General features: G+C 72.3%; 12 protein-coding genes and 1 pseudogene. 8 read left to right on the forward strand and 5 right to left on the reverse strand.

Features of this window, described 5'->3' with window-relative positions; all coding sequences use genetic code 11:
- Positions 1-539, forward strand: a 539-nt coding sequence (locus ICC28_RS31385; RefSeq protein ID WP_188292164.1) for an alpha amylase C-terminal domain-containing protein, incomplete at its 5' end; no start/stop codon positions are given.
- Between the two features lie 222 nt (positions 540-761).
- Here the strand turns inward: ICC28_RS31385 and ICC28_RS31390 are convergent.
- Both ICC28_RS31390 and ICC28_RS31395 read right to left on the reverse strand, forming a co-directional pair.
- A complete protein-coding gene (locus ICC28_RS31390; protein ID WP_188292165.1) occupies positions 762-2,993 on the reverse strand; it encodes a HelD family protein in 2,232 nt (743 codons plus the stop codon).
- A gap of 228 nt (positions 2,994-3,221) precedes the next feature.
- Positions 3,222-3,731, reverse strand: coding sequence for an Lrp/AsnC family transcriptional regulator (locus tag ICC28_RS31395; protein WP_223190021.1), 510 nt, complete (start codon positions 3,729-3,731; stop codon positions 3,222-3,224).
- Positions 3,732-3,776: 45 nt separating this feature from the next.
- Here ICC28_RS31395 and ICC28_RS31400 point away from each other — a divergent pair, with 45 nt between their 5' ends.
- Both ICC28_RS31400 and ICC28_RS31405 read left to right on the forward strand, forming a co-directional pair.
- Positions 3,777-4,688, forward strand: a complete 912-nt coding sequence (locus ICC28_RS31400; protein WP_188292166.1) for an NAD-dependent epimerase/dehydratase family protein — start codon at positions 3,777-3,779, stop codon at positions 4,686-4,688.
- Position 4,689: 1 nt separating this feature from the next.
- Positions 4,690-5,595, forward strand: a complete 906-nt coding sequence (locus ICC28_RS31405; RefSeq protein WP_188292167.1) for an aldo/keto reductase — start codon at positions 4,690-4,692, stop codon at positions 5,593-5,595.
- Positions 5,596-6,006: 411 nt separating this feature from the next.
- On the opposite strand, the gene ICC28_RS31410 is transcribed toward ICC28_RS31405, so the two are convergent.
- Positions 6,007-6,618, reverse strand: a complete 612-nt coding sequence (locus tag ICC28_RS31410; RefSeq protein ID WP_188292168.1) for a maleylpyruvate isomerase family mycothiol-dependent enzyme — start codon at positions 6,616-6,618, stop codon at positions 6,007-6,009.
- A gap of 116 nt (positions 6,619-6,734) precedes the next feature.
- Here ICC28_RS31410 and ICC28_RS31415 point away from each other — a divergent pair, with 116 nt between their 5' ends.
- The gene (locus ICC28_RS31415) at positions 6,735-7,175 is read left to right on the forward strand and encodes a MarR family winged helix-turn-helix transcriptional regulator (RefSeq protein ID WP_188292169.1); all 441 of its coding nucleotides are present in this window, start codon (positions 6,735-6,737) and stop codon (positions 7,173-7,175) included.
- A 155-nt stretch (positions 7,176-7,330) separates the two neighbouring features.
- On the opposite strand, the gene ICC28_RS31420 is transcribed toward ICC28_RS31415, so the two are convergent.
- On the reverse strand, positions 7,331-8,743 hold the full coding sequence (locus tag ICC28_RS31420; RefSeq protein ID WP_188292274.1) for a cation:dicarboxylate symporter family transporter: 1,413 nt from the start codon (positions 8,741-8,743) through the stop codon (positions 7,331-7,333).
- A 121-nt stretch (positions 8,744-8,864) separates the two neighbouring features.
- On the opposite strand from ICC28_RS31420, the gene ICC28_RS31425 reads away from it, so the two are divergent.
- Positions 8,865-10,568: a sensor histidine kinase gene (locus ICC28_RS31425; protein ID WP_188292170.1), complete on the forward strand. Its 1,704-nt coding sequence runs from the start codon at positions 8,865-8,867 to the stop codon at positions 10,566-10,568.
- Positions 10,565-11,269, forward strand: coding sequence for a response regulator (locus ICC28_RS31430; protein WP_223190023.1), 705 nt, complete (start codon positions 10,565-10,567; stop codon positions 11,267-11,269). The genes ICC28_RS31425 and ICC28_RS31430 overlap by 4 nt, the downstream gene beginning before the upstream one ends.
- 67 nt (positions 11,270-11,336) lie before the next feature.
- Here the strand turns inward: ICC28_RS31430 and ICC28_RS31435 are convergent.
- A pseudogene (locus ICC28_RS31435) lies at positions 11,337-13,643 on the reverse strand (ATP-binding protein); the annotation flags it as partial.
- Between the two features lie 125 nt (positions 13,644-13,768).
- Between ICC28_RS31435 and ICC28_RS31440 the strand changes: the two are divergent.
- Both ICC28_RS31440 and ICC28_RS31445 read left to right on the forward strand, forming a co-directional pair.
- Positions 13,769-14,653: a 5'-methylthioadenosine/S-adenosylhomocysteine nucleosidase gene (locus ICC28_RS31440; protein WP_188292171.1), complete on the forward strand. Its 885-nt coding sequence runs from the start codon at positions 13,769-13,771 to the stop codon at positions 14,651-14,653.
- A gap of 166 nt (positions 14,654-14,819) precedes the next feature.
- On the forward strand, positions 14,820-16,733 hold the full coding sequence (locus tag ICC28_RS31445; protein WP_262928513.1) for a tetratricopeptide repeat protein: 1,914 nt from the start codon (positions 14,820-14,822) through the stop codon (positions 16,731-16,733).
- Positions 16,734-16,742: the final 9 nt, after the last annotated feature.

Below are 16,742 nucleotides of genomic sequence, written 5' to 3' on the forward strand. Positions count from 1 at the left end.
GATACCTGGGCTTCATGTGGGCCCACCCCGGCAAGCAACTCCTCTTCATGGGCCAGGAGTTCGCCCAGGGCGCGGAGTGGTCCGAGGCCCACGGTCCCGACTGGTGGCTGCTGGACCCGGCCTACGGCGCCGAGGCCGACCACCGCGGCGTGCGGGACCTGGTCCGGGACCTGAACACGGTGTACCGGGCGACCCCGGCCCTCTGGCAACGCGACACCGACCCGGCCGGCTTCCAGTGGGTCGTCGGCGACGCGGCAGACGACAACGTCTTCGCCTTCCTCCGCTACGACGCGGACGACTCCCCTCTCCTGTCCGTCTCGAACTTCTCCCCGGTAGTCCGCCACGACTACCGCCTCGGCGTCCCCGACGACGTCCCTGCCTGGCACGAGACGCTGAACACGGACGCGTCCCGCTACGGCGGCAGCGACGTCACCAACCCCGACGCGCTCAAGCCGGAGCCCACGGCGTGGCACGGCCACCCGGCCAGCATCCGCCTAACCCTCCCACCCCTGGCCACGCTCTGGCTCCGCCCGGCATAGCCCTCCAGAGGCACCCACCCCTCAACCCCCGCCCTACGCCCACCCACCACCCGTTTCCAGTCGGCCAAATGGTGCACCCCGAAACCCACCGCCCTTGCCCACCCGCCCCCCCTCTCGACCCACCGAGTCGGGTAGTGGGCGAGCAAAGGTCGGGGGTCTGGGGGCGGAGCCCCCAGGGACGGGACGGGTAGGGGCGGCGGGGGCGAGGAACACACGCGGACGTCAGGGGGACGTCGGTACCAGGCCCGCCGGCAGGCGCCCCGTGTGCAGCACCCCCAGCCGCTGGGTCGCGCGCGTCAGGGCGACGTAGAGGTCGGCCGTACCGTAGCGCCCGGGCTCCACCACCAGGACGGAGTCGAACTCCAGCCCCTTCGCCTGCCGCGGATCCAGCAGGACCACCGACCGCGTCAGGTCGGGAACACCCCCCGCCGTCACCCCGTCCAGCCGCGCCGCAAGCCGCCGATGAAGCTCCCGAGGAGCGATCACCGCAAGCCGCCCCTCTCCCGGCATCAGCTCCGACACCGCCTTGGCCACCGCCCCCGGCAGATCATCGGTGGCCCGAACCCACGGCCGCACCCCCGTGGCCCGCACCGAACTCGGCGGCTCGAACCCCGGCCGCTCGGCCCGCACGACAGCCGCCGCAAGCTCCATGATCTCCGCAGGGGTGCGGTAGTTGACGCCGAGCCGCGTATGCTCCCAGCGGTCCTCCACATACGGCTCCAGGATCCCGGCCCAGGACCCCACCCCCGCCGCCTCCGCGGTCTGCGCGGGATCCCCGACCAGCGTCATCGACCGCGTAGGACACCGCCGCATCAGCAGCCGCCACGCCATCGGCGACAACTCCTGCGCCTCGTCGACGATGATGTGCCCGAACGCCCACGTCCGATCGGCGGCCGCCCGCTCCGCCGCACTGCGGTGGTCGTCCTCCTCGTGCCGCTCGGCGAACCGCTCCGCGTCGATGATGTCGTGCGCGGACAGCACCTCGGAGCCCTCGGGGTCGCTGTCCTCCTTGTCCTCGAACTCGTACGTGCGCGAGGCGTACGACACGTCCAGCACGCCCTGCGCGTAGGCGATCTGCGTCTCCCGCTCGCGCTCCGCCCGCAGCCGCGCCACCCGGTCGTCCACGCCCAGCAGTTCGGCCGCCTCGTCGAGCAGCGGCACGTCCGCCACGGTCCACTTCCGGGTCGCCGGACGCCGGATGGCGGCCGCGTCCTCGTCGGGGAGGTAGCCCACGGGGTCGGCGAGGAAGTCCGCGACCAGCCGCTCGGGGGTGAGCACGGGCCACAACTGGTCGATGGCGGCCCAGACTTCGGGGTTCTCCGCGAGTTCGTCACGGATCTGCGTGATGTCGCTGGGGTCGAGGAGATTCGTCCCGTCGTACGGGTCCGTGCCGATGCGCTCGGCGACCATGTCGGTGAGCGTGTTGAGGATGTGGCCCTCGAAGTGCTCGCGCGCCACGTTGTGCGGAAGCCGCGCCGCGCGGGCGCGCTCCCGGGCCACCTTCACCAGCCCGTCGTCGAGCATGAGGATCTCGCGGTCGTGCTCGATCGCGATCACCGGATCGGGCAGCGACTGCCAGTCGCGTACGACGGCGGCGAGTACGTCGGCCATGTCGGCGCGGCCCTTCACGGCGGCGGCCTCGCGGGTGTCGGTGGCCGTCGCCTTCACACCGGGGAACAGTTCGCCGACCGTGGCCAGCAGCACCCCGGTCTCGCCCAGCGAGGGCAGCACCTCGCCGATGTAGCCGAGGAAGGCGGGGTTGGGGCCGACGATCAGGACGGCGCGCTTGGCGAGCAGTTCCCGGTGTTCGTAGAGGAGGTACGCCGCCCGGTGCAGGGCGACGGCCGTCTTGCCGGTGCCCGGACCGCCCTCGACGACGAGGACGCCGCGGTGCGGGGCGCGGATGATCTCGTCCTGCTCGGCCTGGATGGTCTGCACGATGTCGCCCATGCGGCCGGTGCGCGCGGAGTTGAGCGCGGCGAGGAGCACGGCGTCGCCGCTCGGGTCCTCGTGGCCGGTGCGCTCCTGGTCGCCGAGGTCGAGGATCTCGTCGTGCAGGGCGGTCACCGTACGGCCGCTGGTGCTGATGTGGCGGCGCCGGCGCAGGCCCATCGGGGTGTGGCCGGTGGCCAGGTAGAAGGGGCGGGCGACGTCGGCCCGCCAGTCGATGAGGATCGGGGTGCGCTCGGCGTCCTCGGTGCGCAGGCCGATGCGGCCGATGTGGTGGGTGAGGCCCGAGGACAGGTCGATGCGGCCGAAGCACAGGGAGCCGTCGACCGCGTTCAGGGCGGCGAGCAGCCCGGAGCGCTCGGCGACGAGGATGTCCCGTTCCAGCCGGGCCTGCATGGGCGTGTTGCCCTGGGCCAGCGCGTCCTGGACGGAGGTCTCGGTGTCACCGCGCAGGGCGTCCACGCGCGCGTACAGGCCGTCGATGAATTCCTGCTCGACGCGCATTTCATCGTCCGGAAATTCGCTGTTTGACAATTCCACTCCCGCCCGGATATACTGTGCCCAATGGACTTCTTCGCGACCCAATTCCCGTGAAGTCGCGAATCATTGAATATACGCAAAGAAATCCCCCGAGCGCAATTACTCGGGGGATTTCTTCGGTCCGGACCCTCACAGCACGTCGGCGACCTCCTCCAGCAGCCTCCGCTTCGGCCGTAATCCTTGACGTCGACGTCAGGGCAACAGCGGTTTGCGCTCCACCGGAGAGGTGAGCACGATCGAGGTCGTCGTGCGGCCGAGGGCGGAGATCTCTTCGAGGATCTCCTCCAGGTGGACGGTGTCGTGAACGGCGACCTTGAGGATCCAGCAGTCCTCGCCGACCACGTGGTGCACCTCGGTGATCTCCGGGCGCTCCATCAGTTCCAGGGTCCTCGGGTGCTTGAGGTTGTAGCCGCCGTGCGGGTTGACGCGGACGAAGGCCTGGATGCCGTAGCCGAGCCGGGCCGGGACGACCTGGGCGCCGTAGCCACTGATCACACCCGCCGTCTCCAGGCGGCGCACCCGCTCGGTGACCGCGGCGGGGCTCAGCCGGACGCGGCGGCCCAGTTCGCTGAGCTTGATCCGGCCGTCGGTCTGGAGGAGTTCGAGGATCTGCCGGTCCAGCGCGTCGAAGGCCACCGTCGTTTCGTCGGCGGTGGCGCGCGAACGTCGTGGTTCTTTTGGCGCGACGGCCCGAACTCCCATGGTTCCCCCTTCAGGGTGTCGTTGTACACCGGAAGAATTATGGCCATGGAAACGGGACGACAGGTACTGGTCATCGGCGGCAGCCGCTACTTCGGAAAACGGCTGGTCAACCGGCTGCTGGCGGCCGGGGACCGGGTCACGGTCCTGAACCGCGGATCAGCGGCGCCGCCCGCCGGGGCGCTGCATCTCGTCGCCGACCGGGACGACGAGAACTCCCTGCGCGAGGCGCTCGGTTCCCGCACTTTCGACGTCGTCGTCGACCAGGTCTGCTACACCCCGCGCCAGGCGGCCGTGGCCCGCCGGGTGTTCGCGGGGCGCGTCGGACGGTATGTGATGACGTCGACGGTGGAGGTGTACGAGTACGAGGACTCCCCCGCGCCGGTCGGGGAAACGGCCGTCGATCCGCGCTCGGTCGCCGTCGACCTCGAACTCCCCTGGGAAGATCCGGAGTTCCTGGCGGCCCACTACGGCGAGGGCAAGCGGCAGGCGGAGGCGGTACTGGCGGCGGACCCGGCCCTCCCCTACGTGGCCGTACGCGTCGCCCATGTGCTGGGCGGGGACGACGACTTCACCGGACGGCTCGCCCACTACGCCGACCGCATCCGCTCGGGCACGCCGATCGCCGTCCCGGCGGTCGACCGGCCCGCCACCTACATCCACGTCGAGGAGATCGCCGACTTCCTGGCCTGGACCGCCGGCGCGGACTTCACCGGGCCGGTCAACGCCGCCTCGCACGGGCGGCTGACCACGGCCGAGCTGTGCGAGGCGGTGGCGGCCCAACTACCGGGCGGGCGAACCGTGTTCCGGCCCGTCGAGGTCGGCGCCGTCTCACCGCTCTCCTTCGCCCGTTCCTACGGCATGGACAACTCCCGCGCCACCCGGCTCGGGTTCACCTTCGACGACGTACGGCAGTGGCTGCCGAAGGCCGTCGCCGAGACGCTCGGGAAGGACAACTGACATGCGGTACCGCACACTTGGCGGCCTGCGCGTGAGTGCGATCGGGCTCGGCGCCATGCCCCTGTCCATCGAGGGCCGGCCGGACGAGGCCCGCGCCCTGGCCACCGTGCACGCGGCACTGGACGCGGGGGTGACGCTGCTGGACACGGCGGACTCCTACCATCTGCCCGGCGACGGGCCCGGCCACAACGAACTCCTGGTCGCCCGCGCCCTCGCGGCCTACGGCGGCGACACAACCGATGTCCTGGTCGCCACCAAGGGCGGGCGGGGCCGGCCCGCGGACGACAGCTGGACGGTGACCGGCGACCCGCGGCATCTCAAGGCGGCCGCCGAGGGGTCGTTGAAGCGGCTGGGCGTCGACGCCATCGGCCTCTACCAGCTCCACAAGCCCGACCCGGCCGTGCCGTTCGAGGAGTCGGTGGGCGCGCTGCGCGAACTGCTCGACGAGGGCAAGATCCGGCTGGCCGGCGTCTCCAACACGGACGTGACGCAGATCCGCGCGGCCCGCGCGATCCTCGGCGACCGGCTGGTCTCGGTGCAGAACCGGTACTCGCCGGCCGTCCTGGACAGCGAGGCCGAGCTGCGGCTGTGCGCGGAACTGGGGCTGGCGTTCCTGCCGTGGAGCCCGCTGGGCGGCCTCTCACGCAGTTCCCTGGACGGGCCGTCGAGGCTTGAGGGGGCGGCGGGCGGCGGCCTGGAGACCTTCCACGCCGTGGCACGCGAGCGGGGCGTCAGCCCCCAACAGGTCTGCCTGGCCTGGCTCTTGGCACGGTCACCCACCGTGATCCCGATCCCGGGCGCGAGCCGACCGGAGACGATCCGGGACTCGGCGGGGGCAGCGGAACTGGTACTGAGCCCGGCGGAGACGGCACGGCTGGACGCGGCCGTCGACGCGCGCAGGGGTTGATGAAGGCTGCCACCTCGGCGGCGTGGAGCTGGGCGGTGTCGAATCCCATGTCCGGTGAAGTGCCCGGCGGGTTCGAGGGACAGCACGCCGTGGAGGCGGTTCAGCAGGTCGGGGCGTGGCGGAGCGCCTGCGGAGGGAGGCTCCTGGCCGGGGTGGGGCGGGGTGGGGTGGTCCGGGGTGGTGCCGATCCGGGCCGCCGCCGCGGGCAGCGCGCGCTGCGGCCCCGGCCTCGCGCTGCAAGGGGTCCCGCGGGGCATCACCCCTGGCCCGTCGCCTCAAAGAGCGTCGGCCTCAAGCGCCGGACGGACGGGCGAACGGGCGGACAGGCGAACGTGGAGGCGGCGGGCTGCGGAAGCCCGCCGCCTCGCCCCCGTTCCCCCGGTCGCCCGGTCGCCCGTTCTTCCGTAGGCCCTACTCCCCCCGCCCCGACCGGACCGCGTCCCCTCGGCCGGTCAGGAGCAGGAGGAGGTCTGCGATGGGGGCGCGGATTTCCTCGCCCTCGCCGTGGGTCCAGTCGATGTCGGTGGCGACGAGGCGGGCGTGGGGGCGGGGCCACTGGCGGAGGGGGAAGCCCATGGTGCAGACGCGGTCGGCGGCGTCGCGGGCGGCGGCGGGCGGCATGTCGCGGTGCCGACCCAGCGCGAGCGCGATGTCCTGGCCGTGGACGAGGATGTCGATCAGCGGTTCCCGGGGTGTGGTCGACGGTGCCAGGCGGCGGGATCCGATGATCGCGCGCAGGTTGGCGACGATGTCGGCCACGGGGCGCTGTGCCTCGCGGACCGCCGTGTCGTGGATCATCCGGTCGACGCTCCCCCGGGCGCGGACGAACTCGCGCAGGGCGGCCCCGTAGGTGATCCGCGCTGCCAGGGTGAGGTGGGCGGCCACGTCGCGCACCCGCCAGTCGCCGCAGCTCGTCCGCGTCTCCCACTCCTCGGGCGTCAGCCCCTCCAGGAAGTCCGCGAGGCTCGCCCGCTCCCGGTCCACGATCTGCCAGCGCTCGTCCGCGCCCAGCACGACACCCATGGGGATCACCGCCCACTCAAGTGGTAAGCTTCACTGACCAAAGTAGTCAGAGCCTCTGACCAATGTCAAGCAGTGCACCCCAAAGCAGTACACCCCCAGGAAGGACAGGGACAGAGATGGTCGCGGACAGCGAGCTCAACACCGGAGTGCTCCTGTTCATCCCGCACCGGGCCCTGGAGAATCGTGTCTTCGCCGCGCTCGCCGAGGCCGGTTTCGACGACTTCACGCCCGCCCAGGCCCGGGTCATGCAGCGCATCGGCCCGAACGGCACCCGGCTGACCGAGCTGGCCGAGCAGGCCCAGGTCACCAAGCAGACGGCGGGGTTCCTGGTCGACCAGCTGGAGAAGGCGGGCTATGTACGGCGGGTTCCGGACCCGACGGACAAGCGGGCCCGGCTGGTGTGCACGGCGGAGAAGGCGCAGGCCGCCAAGGTGGTCGCCGACGCGGTCGTGGCCGACGTGGAGAAGGAGTGGGAGGAGCACCTCGGCAAGCGCCGTATGAAGCAGCTCCGCGAGGCCCTCACCCTGCTGCGGGAGATCACCGACCCGTGGGCCTGAGCCGCGCCGCGGCCGACACCCGACAAAGGCGGTACGCCCGCCACGGTCAACGAGGTGACCGTGGCGGGCGTACCCGCCTCGACGCGGAAGTGACCGAGCGGCCGGACCGACGGGGGGAAAGTGCCCGGCCGCTCGGCGATTCGCGGGGCGCGGCCCTACACCCTGGCAAGCTCCTTCTCCCCGCCCGACTCGGGCACCTGCACCGCAGCAGCCGCCTCGTCGCCGTCGTCCAGCAGCGTCTTCTCGTCGAAGGGCAGCTCACCGGCGAGCACCTGGTCCACCCGGCCCCGGTCGATCTCCTTCGTCCACGTGCCGATCAGCACCGTCGCGACCGCGTTGCCCGCGAAGTTGGTCAGCGCACGCGCCTCGCTCATGAACCGGTCGATGCCGACGATGAGACCGATGCCGTCGACCAGCGCCGGCTTGTGGGACTGGAGACCGCCCGCCAGGGTGGCGAGACCGGCGCCCGTGACACCCGCCGCGCCCTTGGACGCGACCAGCAGGAACAGCAGCAGCGGGATCTGCTCGCCGATCGACATCGGCGTCCCCATGGCGTCCGCGATGAACAGCGAGGCCATGGTCATGTAGATCATGGTGCCGTCGAGGTTGAAGGAGTAGCCGGTCGGAACGGTGATGCCGACCACCGGCTTGCTCACCCCGAGGTGCTCCATCTTCGCGATGAGCCGCGGCAGCGCGGACTCGGAGGAGGAGGTCGACAGGATCAGCAGGAACTCGCGGCCCAGGTACTTGAAGAACGTGAAGATGTTCAGGCCCGCGACGATCCGCAGCAGCGCGCCGAGCACGATGAAGATGAACAGCACGCAGGTGACGTAGAAGCCCAGCATCAGCACGGCCAGGCTCTTGAGGGCGTCCAGGCCCGCCGAACCGGTGACCGCGGCGATGGCGCCGAAGGCACCGACCGGGGCGGCCCACATCACCATGGCGAGGATGCGGAAGACAAGCCGCTGGATGTGCTCGATGCCGCGCAGGATCGGCTGCCCGGCCGAACCCATGGCCTGCAGCGCGAACCCGGCGAGCAGCGCGACGAACAGGGTCTGCAGGACCTCGCCCGCGGTGAACGCGGACACGATCGTGGTCGGGATGATGCCGAGCAGGAACTCGGTGGTGTCCTTGGCCTCCGCGCCGACCTGCGCCTGTCCGACCTCCTTGACCGCGTCGGTCACCGCGAGGCTGGAACCGGGCTCCAGGATGTTGCCGACGACCAGGCCGATGCTGAGGGCGACCAGGGACATGGCCAGGAAGTAGACGAGGGCGATACCGCCGACGGCGCCGACCTTGGCGGCCTTCCGTACCGAGCCGATGCCGAGCACGATCGTGCAGAAGATGATCGGCGAGATCATCATCTTGATCAGGTTCACGAAGCCGGTGCCGATCGGCTTCAGCTCGACAGCGAAGTCCGGTGCGGCCAGGCCCACGGCGATACCGGCGGCGACCGCGATGATCACCGCGATGTAGAGGTAGTGGGTGCGGTCCCGTTTCACTTTCACGGGTGCCGTATCGGGGGTGCTGGCGGCCACGGCTGCCCTCCTTGACGTCTTCGTCGGCATCACCGGCGTGCGGCTCACGTCCGGGGGTTTTGAGGAATGCCGTGACTATCTCCCGGCCTGTGAGGGCGGTCACCCTTCCGTTCATTTAGTTCACGCTTATCCGGGAGGCACACTGACTGCCATGCGCCTCCCCGTCCCCCGACCCCGCAGCCTGGCCGGCCAGCTCTTCGCCATGCAGGCCGTGCTGATAGCGGTGCTCGTCGCCGGGTACGCGCTGTTCACGTACGTCAGCGACCGCAGCCAGGCCGAGGAGGCGGCCGGCCGCCAGGCCCTGGCAGTGACCCGCTCGGTGGCGGACTCCCCGTCCGTACGCGAGGCGATCCGCACCTCCGACCCCACGGCCCGGCTCCAGCCGTACGCGCAGCATGTGCAGCGGGACACCGAGGTCGACTTCGTCACGATCATGAACCCGGAGGGCATCCGCTGGACGCACCCCCGGCCGGAGGAGATCGGCCAGCGCTTCCGCGGCCACATCGAGGCCGCGCTGCGGGGCGAGGCGTTCACGGAGACGTACACCGGCACGCTCGGCCCGTCGGTCCGCGCGGTCGCCCCGGTCTGGGACGGCGGGAAGATCGTCGGCCTGGTCAGCGCGGGCATCCGGGTCGAGGAGATCAGCAAGCGGGCGCAGGGCCAGCTCGCGGCGCTCCTCGGAGTCGCGGGCGGCGCGCTCGCCCTGGGCGCGGTCGGCACCTACGTCATCAACGCCCGCCTGCGCCGGCACACCCACGGCATGAACGCCGCCGAGCTCAGCCGTATGCACGACTACCACCAAGCCGCGCTGCACGCCGTACGCGAGGGCCTGCTGATGCTGGACGGGCAGTTTCGGGTGGCCCTGGTCAACGACGGCGGACGGGAGCTGCTCGGCGTCTCGGAGGAGGTCATCGGCCAGTCCGTCGCCGACCTCGGACTGCCGCCCTCACTCACCGGCGCGCTGCTGGCCTCCGAGCCGCGGGTGGACGAGGTGCACCTGACGGCGGACCGGGTGCTGGTGGTCAACACCTCCCCGGTCTCGGGCGGCGAGCGCCGCGGCACGGTCGCCACCCTGCGCGACGTCACCGAACTACAGTCCCTGATGGGCGAGTTGGACTCCGAACGCGGCTTCACCCAGGCCCTGCGCTCGCAGGCGCACGAGGCGGCGAACCGGTTGCACACGGTCGTGTCACTGATCGAGCTGGGGCGGGCGGAGGAGGCCGTGGAGTTCGCGACGGCTGAGCTTGAGCTGGCGCAGGCGCTCACCGACCAGGTGGTGGCGGCTGTGAGCGAGCCTGTGCTGGCGGCCCTGCTGCTGGGCAAGACGGCCCAGGCGAACGAGCGGGGCGTGGAGCTGGAGGTGTCGGAGGAGAGCCGCCTGGACGACGGGTTGCTTCCCCCCTCCCTGCCCGCGCGGGACCTCGTGACGATCCTCGGCAACCTGATCGACAACGCCGTGGACGCGGCCCAGGGAAGCGCGCGGGCCCGGGTGACGGTCACCGCGTACGCGGAGGAGGCGTCGCTGGTCCTGCGGGTGGCGGACACCGGCGAGGGCGTGGATCCGGCGCACGCCGAGGCGGTCTTCGAGCGGGGCTTCTCCACGAAACCGGCCGGGCCCGGCGGGCGGGGACTGGGACTGGCGCTGGCCCGGCAGGCGGTGAGCCGCCACGAGGGGTCACTGACGGTGGCGGCGGCCGACGGGGGCGGGGCGGAGTTCGAGGTGCGGCTGCCGCTGGGGGGCGTACGGGCAGGTGAGGGCGGGGACTCGCCGGGGGGCGTGCAGGGGGACGTGTCCGGGAGCGGGGTTTCGGAGGGCGTAGTTTCTGGGGGCGCAGTCTCTGGAGGCGACGTATGACCACTTCCCCCAAGCAGATCCGTGTCCTGGTCGTGGAGGACGACCCCGTCGCCGCCGACGCGCACGTCATGTACGTCAACCGCGTCCCCGGCTTCACGGCCGTCGGCAAGGTCCATACGGGCGCGGAGGCGCGACGCGCCCTGGACCGTACGCCGGTGGACCTCCTCCTCCTCGACCTCCACCTCCCGGACGGCCACGGCCTCCAACTGGCGCGCTCCCTACGGGCGTCGGGCCATCAGACGGACGTGATCGCGGTGACGTCGGCGCGGGATCTGGCGGTGGTGCGGGAGGGCGTTGCCCTCGGGGTCGTGCAGTACGTGCTGAAGCCGTTCACCTTCGCCACCCTGCGGGACCGGCTGGTGCGGTACGCCGAGTTCCGGGAGACGGCGGGGGAGGCCAGCGGCCAGGACGAGGTGGACCGCGCCCTGGCCACACTGCGGGCGCCTGGTCCTGCGGCACTGCCGAAGGGGTTGAGCGCGCCGACGCTTGAGCGGGTGACCGTGGCGCTGCGGGACTGCGGGGAGGGGCTGACTGCGGCGGGGGTGGCGGAGGCGGTTGGGATCTCGCGGATCACTGCTCGGCGGTATCTGGAGCATCTGGTGGACGCGGGGAGGGCGGCGCGGAGTCCGCAGTACGGGACTGTGGGGCGGCCTGAGCTGCGGTATCGGTGGGTTCGGGGGGAGGGGGAGCGGGGGCGGTAGGTGGGGTGGTGAGGGTGGTGGCTCGGGTGCGGGCGTCGGCGGGGGCGTTGGCTCGGGTATAGGCGTCGGCGGCCTCAAGGAAGGCGGCGCGGGCCTCGGCCGGGCGGCCGACCGTCTCGTGGAGGCCGGCCAGGTTGTACAGGGCCGCTCCCGTGCTGTACCAGTCCTCGCTCTCCCGACAGATCACCAGGGACGCGCCGTACGCCTGCATCGCCTCCTCCGCCCGGCCCGCCTCCCGCAGGGCGTTGCCGAGGTTGTTCCACGCGGTTGCCTCACGGGGGCGGTCTCCGGTGCTCTGGTGCAGGTCGCGGGCCCGGGAGTGGGCCTGTACCGCCTCCTCCACCCGTCCCGCCTCCCGCAGGGCGTTGCCGAGGTTGTTCCATGTGCTCGCCTCGCCAGCGCGGTTCCTGGCTGCTTGGTGCAGGTCGCGGGCCCGGGTGAGGACCCCCACCGCCTCCTCCACCCGGCCCGCATCCCCCAGGGCGAGGCCGAGGTGGTTCCACGCGTCTGCCTCGCCGGAGCCGTCCCCGGCGGCCTGGTGCAGGTCGCGGGCCCGGGTGAGGACCTGTACCGCCTCCTCCACCCGTCCCGCCCGCCGCAGGGCGAGGCCGAGGTTGTTCCACGCGCCCGCCTCGGCCAGCCGGTCACCCGCCCGCCCGGCCGCCTCCCGCGCCACCTCCGCCACCGCGATCCAGTCGTCGACATGCCGCCGCCAGAGCAGATACTCCGCCAGGCACTCGGCCAGCCGCACAGCCTCCCGCCCGAACCGTTCCTCCCGCCCCCACTCCACCGCCGCCACCAGCCCCGCCCGCTCAGCGTCGAACCACGCCAACGCCTCCCCCCGCTCCCCGAACCGCTCCGGCACCTCCCTCCCCGGCAACCACCGCAACCGGTCATCCGCCGCATCCGCCCACCGCAGGTAAAAGCCCAGCACCCGCTCCCGAGCCCGATCCCCCTCCTCCCGCAACCCCCCATCCCCCGCCACCACACCCACCCCGAACGCTCGCACCAAGTCATGCAACCGCCACCACCCACGCCCACTCCCCCGCTCCACGAGATGCGCACGGGCGAGGGCCCTCAGTTCCCGTACCGGCGGTGCCTCTGCACCGACCAGCGCGGCGACGACCTCGTCGCTCGCCTCGGGCCCCGGAGCCAGCGCGAGCAGGCGCAGCAACCGGGCCTGCTCGGGCGGCAGTCGGCGATACGAGAGGTCGAAAGCGGCGCGGACGCTGCGCTCGCCGTCGTCGAGGTGGTCGAGCAGGTCGCGGGACTCGGTCAGCTCCGCCACGAGGTCGGTCACCGCCATGCCCGGGTCCTCCGTCAGCAGAGCGGCCACGATCTGCAGGGCCAGCGGCAGGCGTCCGCAGAGAGCGGCGAGACTCAAGGCCGCGTCGCGATCCTCGGCGGCCCGGGTGTCGCACGGGTCGGCGATCCGCAGGGCACGGTCGAGGAGTTCGCACGCCTCCCCGGGGGTGAGCTGGTCCAACGGGACGAGCCTGGCCCCGAGTTGAGACAGCTTGTCCCTGGAGGTGACCAGGACCCGGTGGCAGGCGTGGCCGGGCAGGAGGGGGCGTACCTGGTCCGGCGAGGAGGCGTTGTCGGCGAGGACGAGGACGGGGCCGTGTTCCCGGGCTCGGGCGGCTAGAGCGGAGCGATAGAGGGCGGCTCGCTGCTCCGGGGCCGTGGGGATGTGCTCGGGCCGAATGCCGAGGGTCAGCAGCAGGGCTTGCAGGGCCCGGTCGGCGGTGACGGGCTCCTGGTCGTAGCCGTGCAGGTCGAGGAAGAGCACCCCGCCGGGAAACCAGCCCTTGGAAAGGGCCTGGTGAGCGGCCTCGATCGCCAGGGCCGTCTTGCCGATGCCGCCGAGGCCGGACACGGCGGCGTGCAGAACGGCGGCCGGAGTCTCCGCCGCCCCCTCCCCGGCCGGGTCCAGCACAGCCAGCAGCGCCGCCGCCTCGTCCTCCCGCCCGGTGAACCCACCGGGCCTCGGCGGCAGCCCCGCCATGGCCTCGGGTACGGCGGCCCCGCCCTGCTGGATCACGACCTGCACGCCGATCACCTCGCGCAGGAAGACCCCGCCCCGGAAGTCGGTGTGGTCCCGGCCGTACCAGGCAGCCCCGCTCCCCGGGGCGTCCTGCTCCATGGCCTGCGCGACGGCTCCGGCGAGCCCGGGATCGTCGGCGAGCAGTTTCACCACCCGCTCGCCCCAGGCCCGCACCGCCTGCGCCCGCTCCGGCCTGCCCGCCGCGTCGGCGAGCGCCTGCGCGGAGGAATCCGGGTCCAGACCCAGTACGCGCGTCAGCTCGTCGACCGCCCCGCGCCCCACGTCTCCGGCCGCGCCGCCGGCCAGGGCCTCCAGCAACGCCGTTCTCATGCACCGTTCCGTCCTGTGGCGCCACCTCTGTGAGTCAACGGTACGGCGTCAGCACGACCCGCGCGCCGAGGTTCACCGTTGCCAACCCCCCGTTACAGCCGGTCACTTGGGACTACGCTGGCAGGATGCCGGAGACAGCCCCGACCGTCCTGGTCCTCACCGCCCTCGCGCTCGAATACCGCGCCGTCCGCGACCACATCACGGACCGGGAGGAACTCGTCCACCCCAACGGAACCCGCGTCGAACGCGGCCGACTCCCCAAGGGCGACCACGACGGCCCGTCCGGCGCCGCCGACTGGCACGTGGCCCTCGCCGAGTTGGGCGAAGGCACCAGGACGGCCGCCGCGCTCACCACGCAGCTCATCACCTGGCTAAAGCCGCAGGCCGTCCTGTTCGTAGGCGTCGCGGGCAGCCTCAAGGACGACATCGAGATCGGCGACGTCGTCATCGGCACGAAGGTCTACGGCATCCACGGCGGCAAGCAGACCCCGAACGGCTTCCTGGTCCGCCCCGAGGCCTGGCCGGTCTCCAACGCGCTGTTGAACGCGGCCCGTTCAGCGGTACGGGACATGCCCGACGTGCGGGCCCATTGCAAGCCCATCGCCTCCGGGGACGTGGTCCTCGCCGACGCCGAGTCGGAGATCGCCCGCCACCTGCGCGAGAACTACAACGACGCCGCGGCGATCGAGATGGAGGGCTCCGGCGCGGCCCAGGCCGCCCACCTCAACGGCCGGCTGGACGCCCTGGTCATCCGGGGCATCAGCGACAATGCCAACGCCGACAAGCCCACCGCCGACGCCCAGGGTTCGCAGGAACGCGCCGCCCGGCAGGCCGCCTCGGTGGCGGTGGCCGTCCTGCGCAAACACCGGCCGCGTGAGGGGTCCGCCGACGCCGAGGAGCGTCCCCATGTCCGCGGGGACGGCGGTACGACGTACGGCGGCGACCACATCGACTTCCGGGGCGGCACCTTCCACGGCCCCGTCACCGGCAAGACCGACCGTCGGGGGTAACCGGGGAACGGCCCACGGCCCGGCCCCCCACGCGAGCGCGACGCTGCCGCTCCGCCCGCCGGGTTTCACCGGCCGCTCGGCGGAACTGGACCGCCTGCTCCCCCACCTCGCCCCGACCTACGACGACACGACAGCTCTTCCGCTACTCATCTTCGCCGTCACCGGCATGGGCGGCATCGGCAAGACGGCGCTGGCGGTGGAGGCGGCACACCGGGCACGCGGGCAGGGCTGGTTCCCGGGCGGAACACTCTTCGTGGACCTGCGCGGCTACGACGACGATCCCGTCACCGCCGACCAGGCGGTACTGGCCCTGCTGGACGCCCTCGGCGTACGGGACCGGGACCTACCGCCGACGCCCGAGCGCCAGTACGACGCGTACCGCACGCTGCTCGCCGAGCGTCGAGACCGAATGCTGCTGATCCTCGACAACGCGTCGGACCCGTCCCAGTACCTGCCCCTCCTGCCCGGCACGGACCACCACAGAGTACTCATCACGTCCCGCGACCGCCCCGACGCGCTGCCGATCCGCCTCATCGACCTGGAGACCCTCGCCCCGGACGACTCCGTGACCCTGATCGCGCGGGCCCTGCACGACACGGACGAGCGTGACGAGCGTCCGGCGCGGGAGGTCGACGCCGTACGCGAACTGGCAGACCTCTGCGGCCATTTGCCCCTCGCCCTACAGATCGCCGCGGGCATGCTGCGTCGGCGACGACATCGGGACATCGCCTCTCTCGTCACCGAGATCCGAAGCGCCGCGGACCCGACGGCCGCCCTCGACCAGGGCAGCCCCGGGAGGGACCTGTACGGCCGGTCCCTGGTCCTGCGCCCGGTACTGGAAACCTCGTACCGTCGACTCCCGCCCGAACAGGCACGGTTGCTGCGGCTGCTCGCGCTGGCTCCGGGGGTGGAGACCGGCACGGAGGCGATCTGCGCGCTTGCGGATCGTGAGGAGTCGGTGGTTCTGGGGTTGTTGGAGGACTTGGACGCGGCTCATCTCGTCATGCCGGTGCGGAGTGTCGACGGTACGGCTGCTGATGTTCGGTGGCGGTTGCATGACTTGGTGCGGGCGTTCGGGCTGGGGGTGGTGGCGGGGGATGGGGGGTTGCGGGAGGAGGGGGATCGGGCTCGGGAGCGGGTGCTGGGCTTCTACCTGCGGTGGGCGGGTGCGGCGGATGGCCGGTTGCGGTGGTTGCCGGGGAGGGAGGTGCTGGAGCGGTTTGGGGAGCGGGGGGAGGCGTTGGCGTGGTTTGACGCTGAGCGGGCGGGGTTGGTGGCGGCGGTGGAGTGGGGGCGGGAGGAGCGGTTCGGGCGGGAGGTGGTGTGGCTGGCCGCGTGCCTGGCGGAGTATCTGGACTGGCGGCGGTATTTCGACGACTGGGTCGCGGTGGCGGAGGCGGCGGTGGAGGCGGCCGGGCGGGCGGGTGACCGGCTGGGCGAGGCGGACGCGTGGAACAACCTCGGCCTCGCCCTGCGGGGGGTGGGCCGGGTGGAGGAGGCGGTGCAGGCCCACTCCCGGGCCCGCGATCTGCTCCAGGCCGCCGGGGACCGCCCCGGCGAGGCGGACGCGTGGAACAACCTCGGCATCGCCCTGCGGGAGGCGGGCCGGGTGGAGGAGGCGGTGCAGGCTCTCACTCGGGCCCGCGACCTGTTCCAGGCCGCCGGGAATCGCCCCGGCGAGGCGAGCGCGTGGAACAACCTCGGCATCGCCCTGCGGGAGGCGGGCCGGGTGGAGGAGGCGGTGCAGGCCCACACCCGGGCCCGCGACCTGCACCGGGCCGTCGGGAACCGCCCCCGCGAGGCGAGCGCGTGGAACAACCTCGGCCTCGCCCTGGGGGAGGCGGGCAGGGTGGAGGAGGCGGTCGAGGCGTACGGCACGTCCCTGGAAATCTGCCGGGAGTGCGAGCACTGGTACGGCGCGGGGCAAGCCCTGTACAACCTGGCCGACCTTCACGAGACGGTCGGCCGCCCGGCCGAGGCCCGCGCCGCCTACCTTGAGGCCGCCGACGCCTACACCCTCGCCAACGCTCCCGCCGACACTACCGGCGCCCGCACCCGAGCCACCGCCCTACCGCAGTAACCCCACCCC

The organism is Streptomyces sp. TRM68416, assembly GCF_014596915.1.
Taxonomy (GTDB): Bacteria; Actinomycetota; Actinomycetes; order Streptomycetales; family Streptomycetaceae; genus Streptomyces.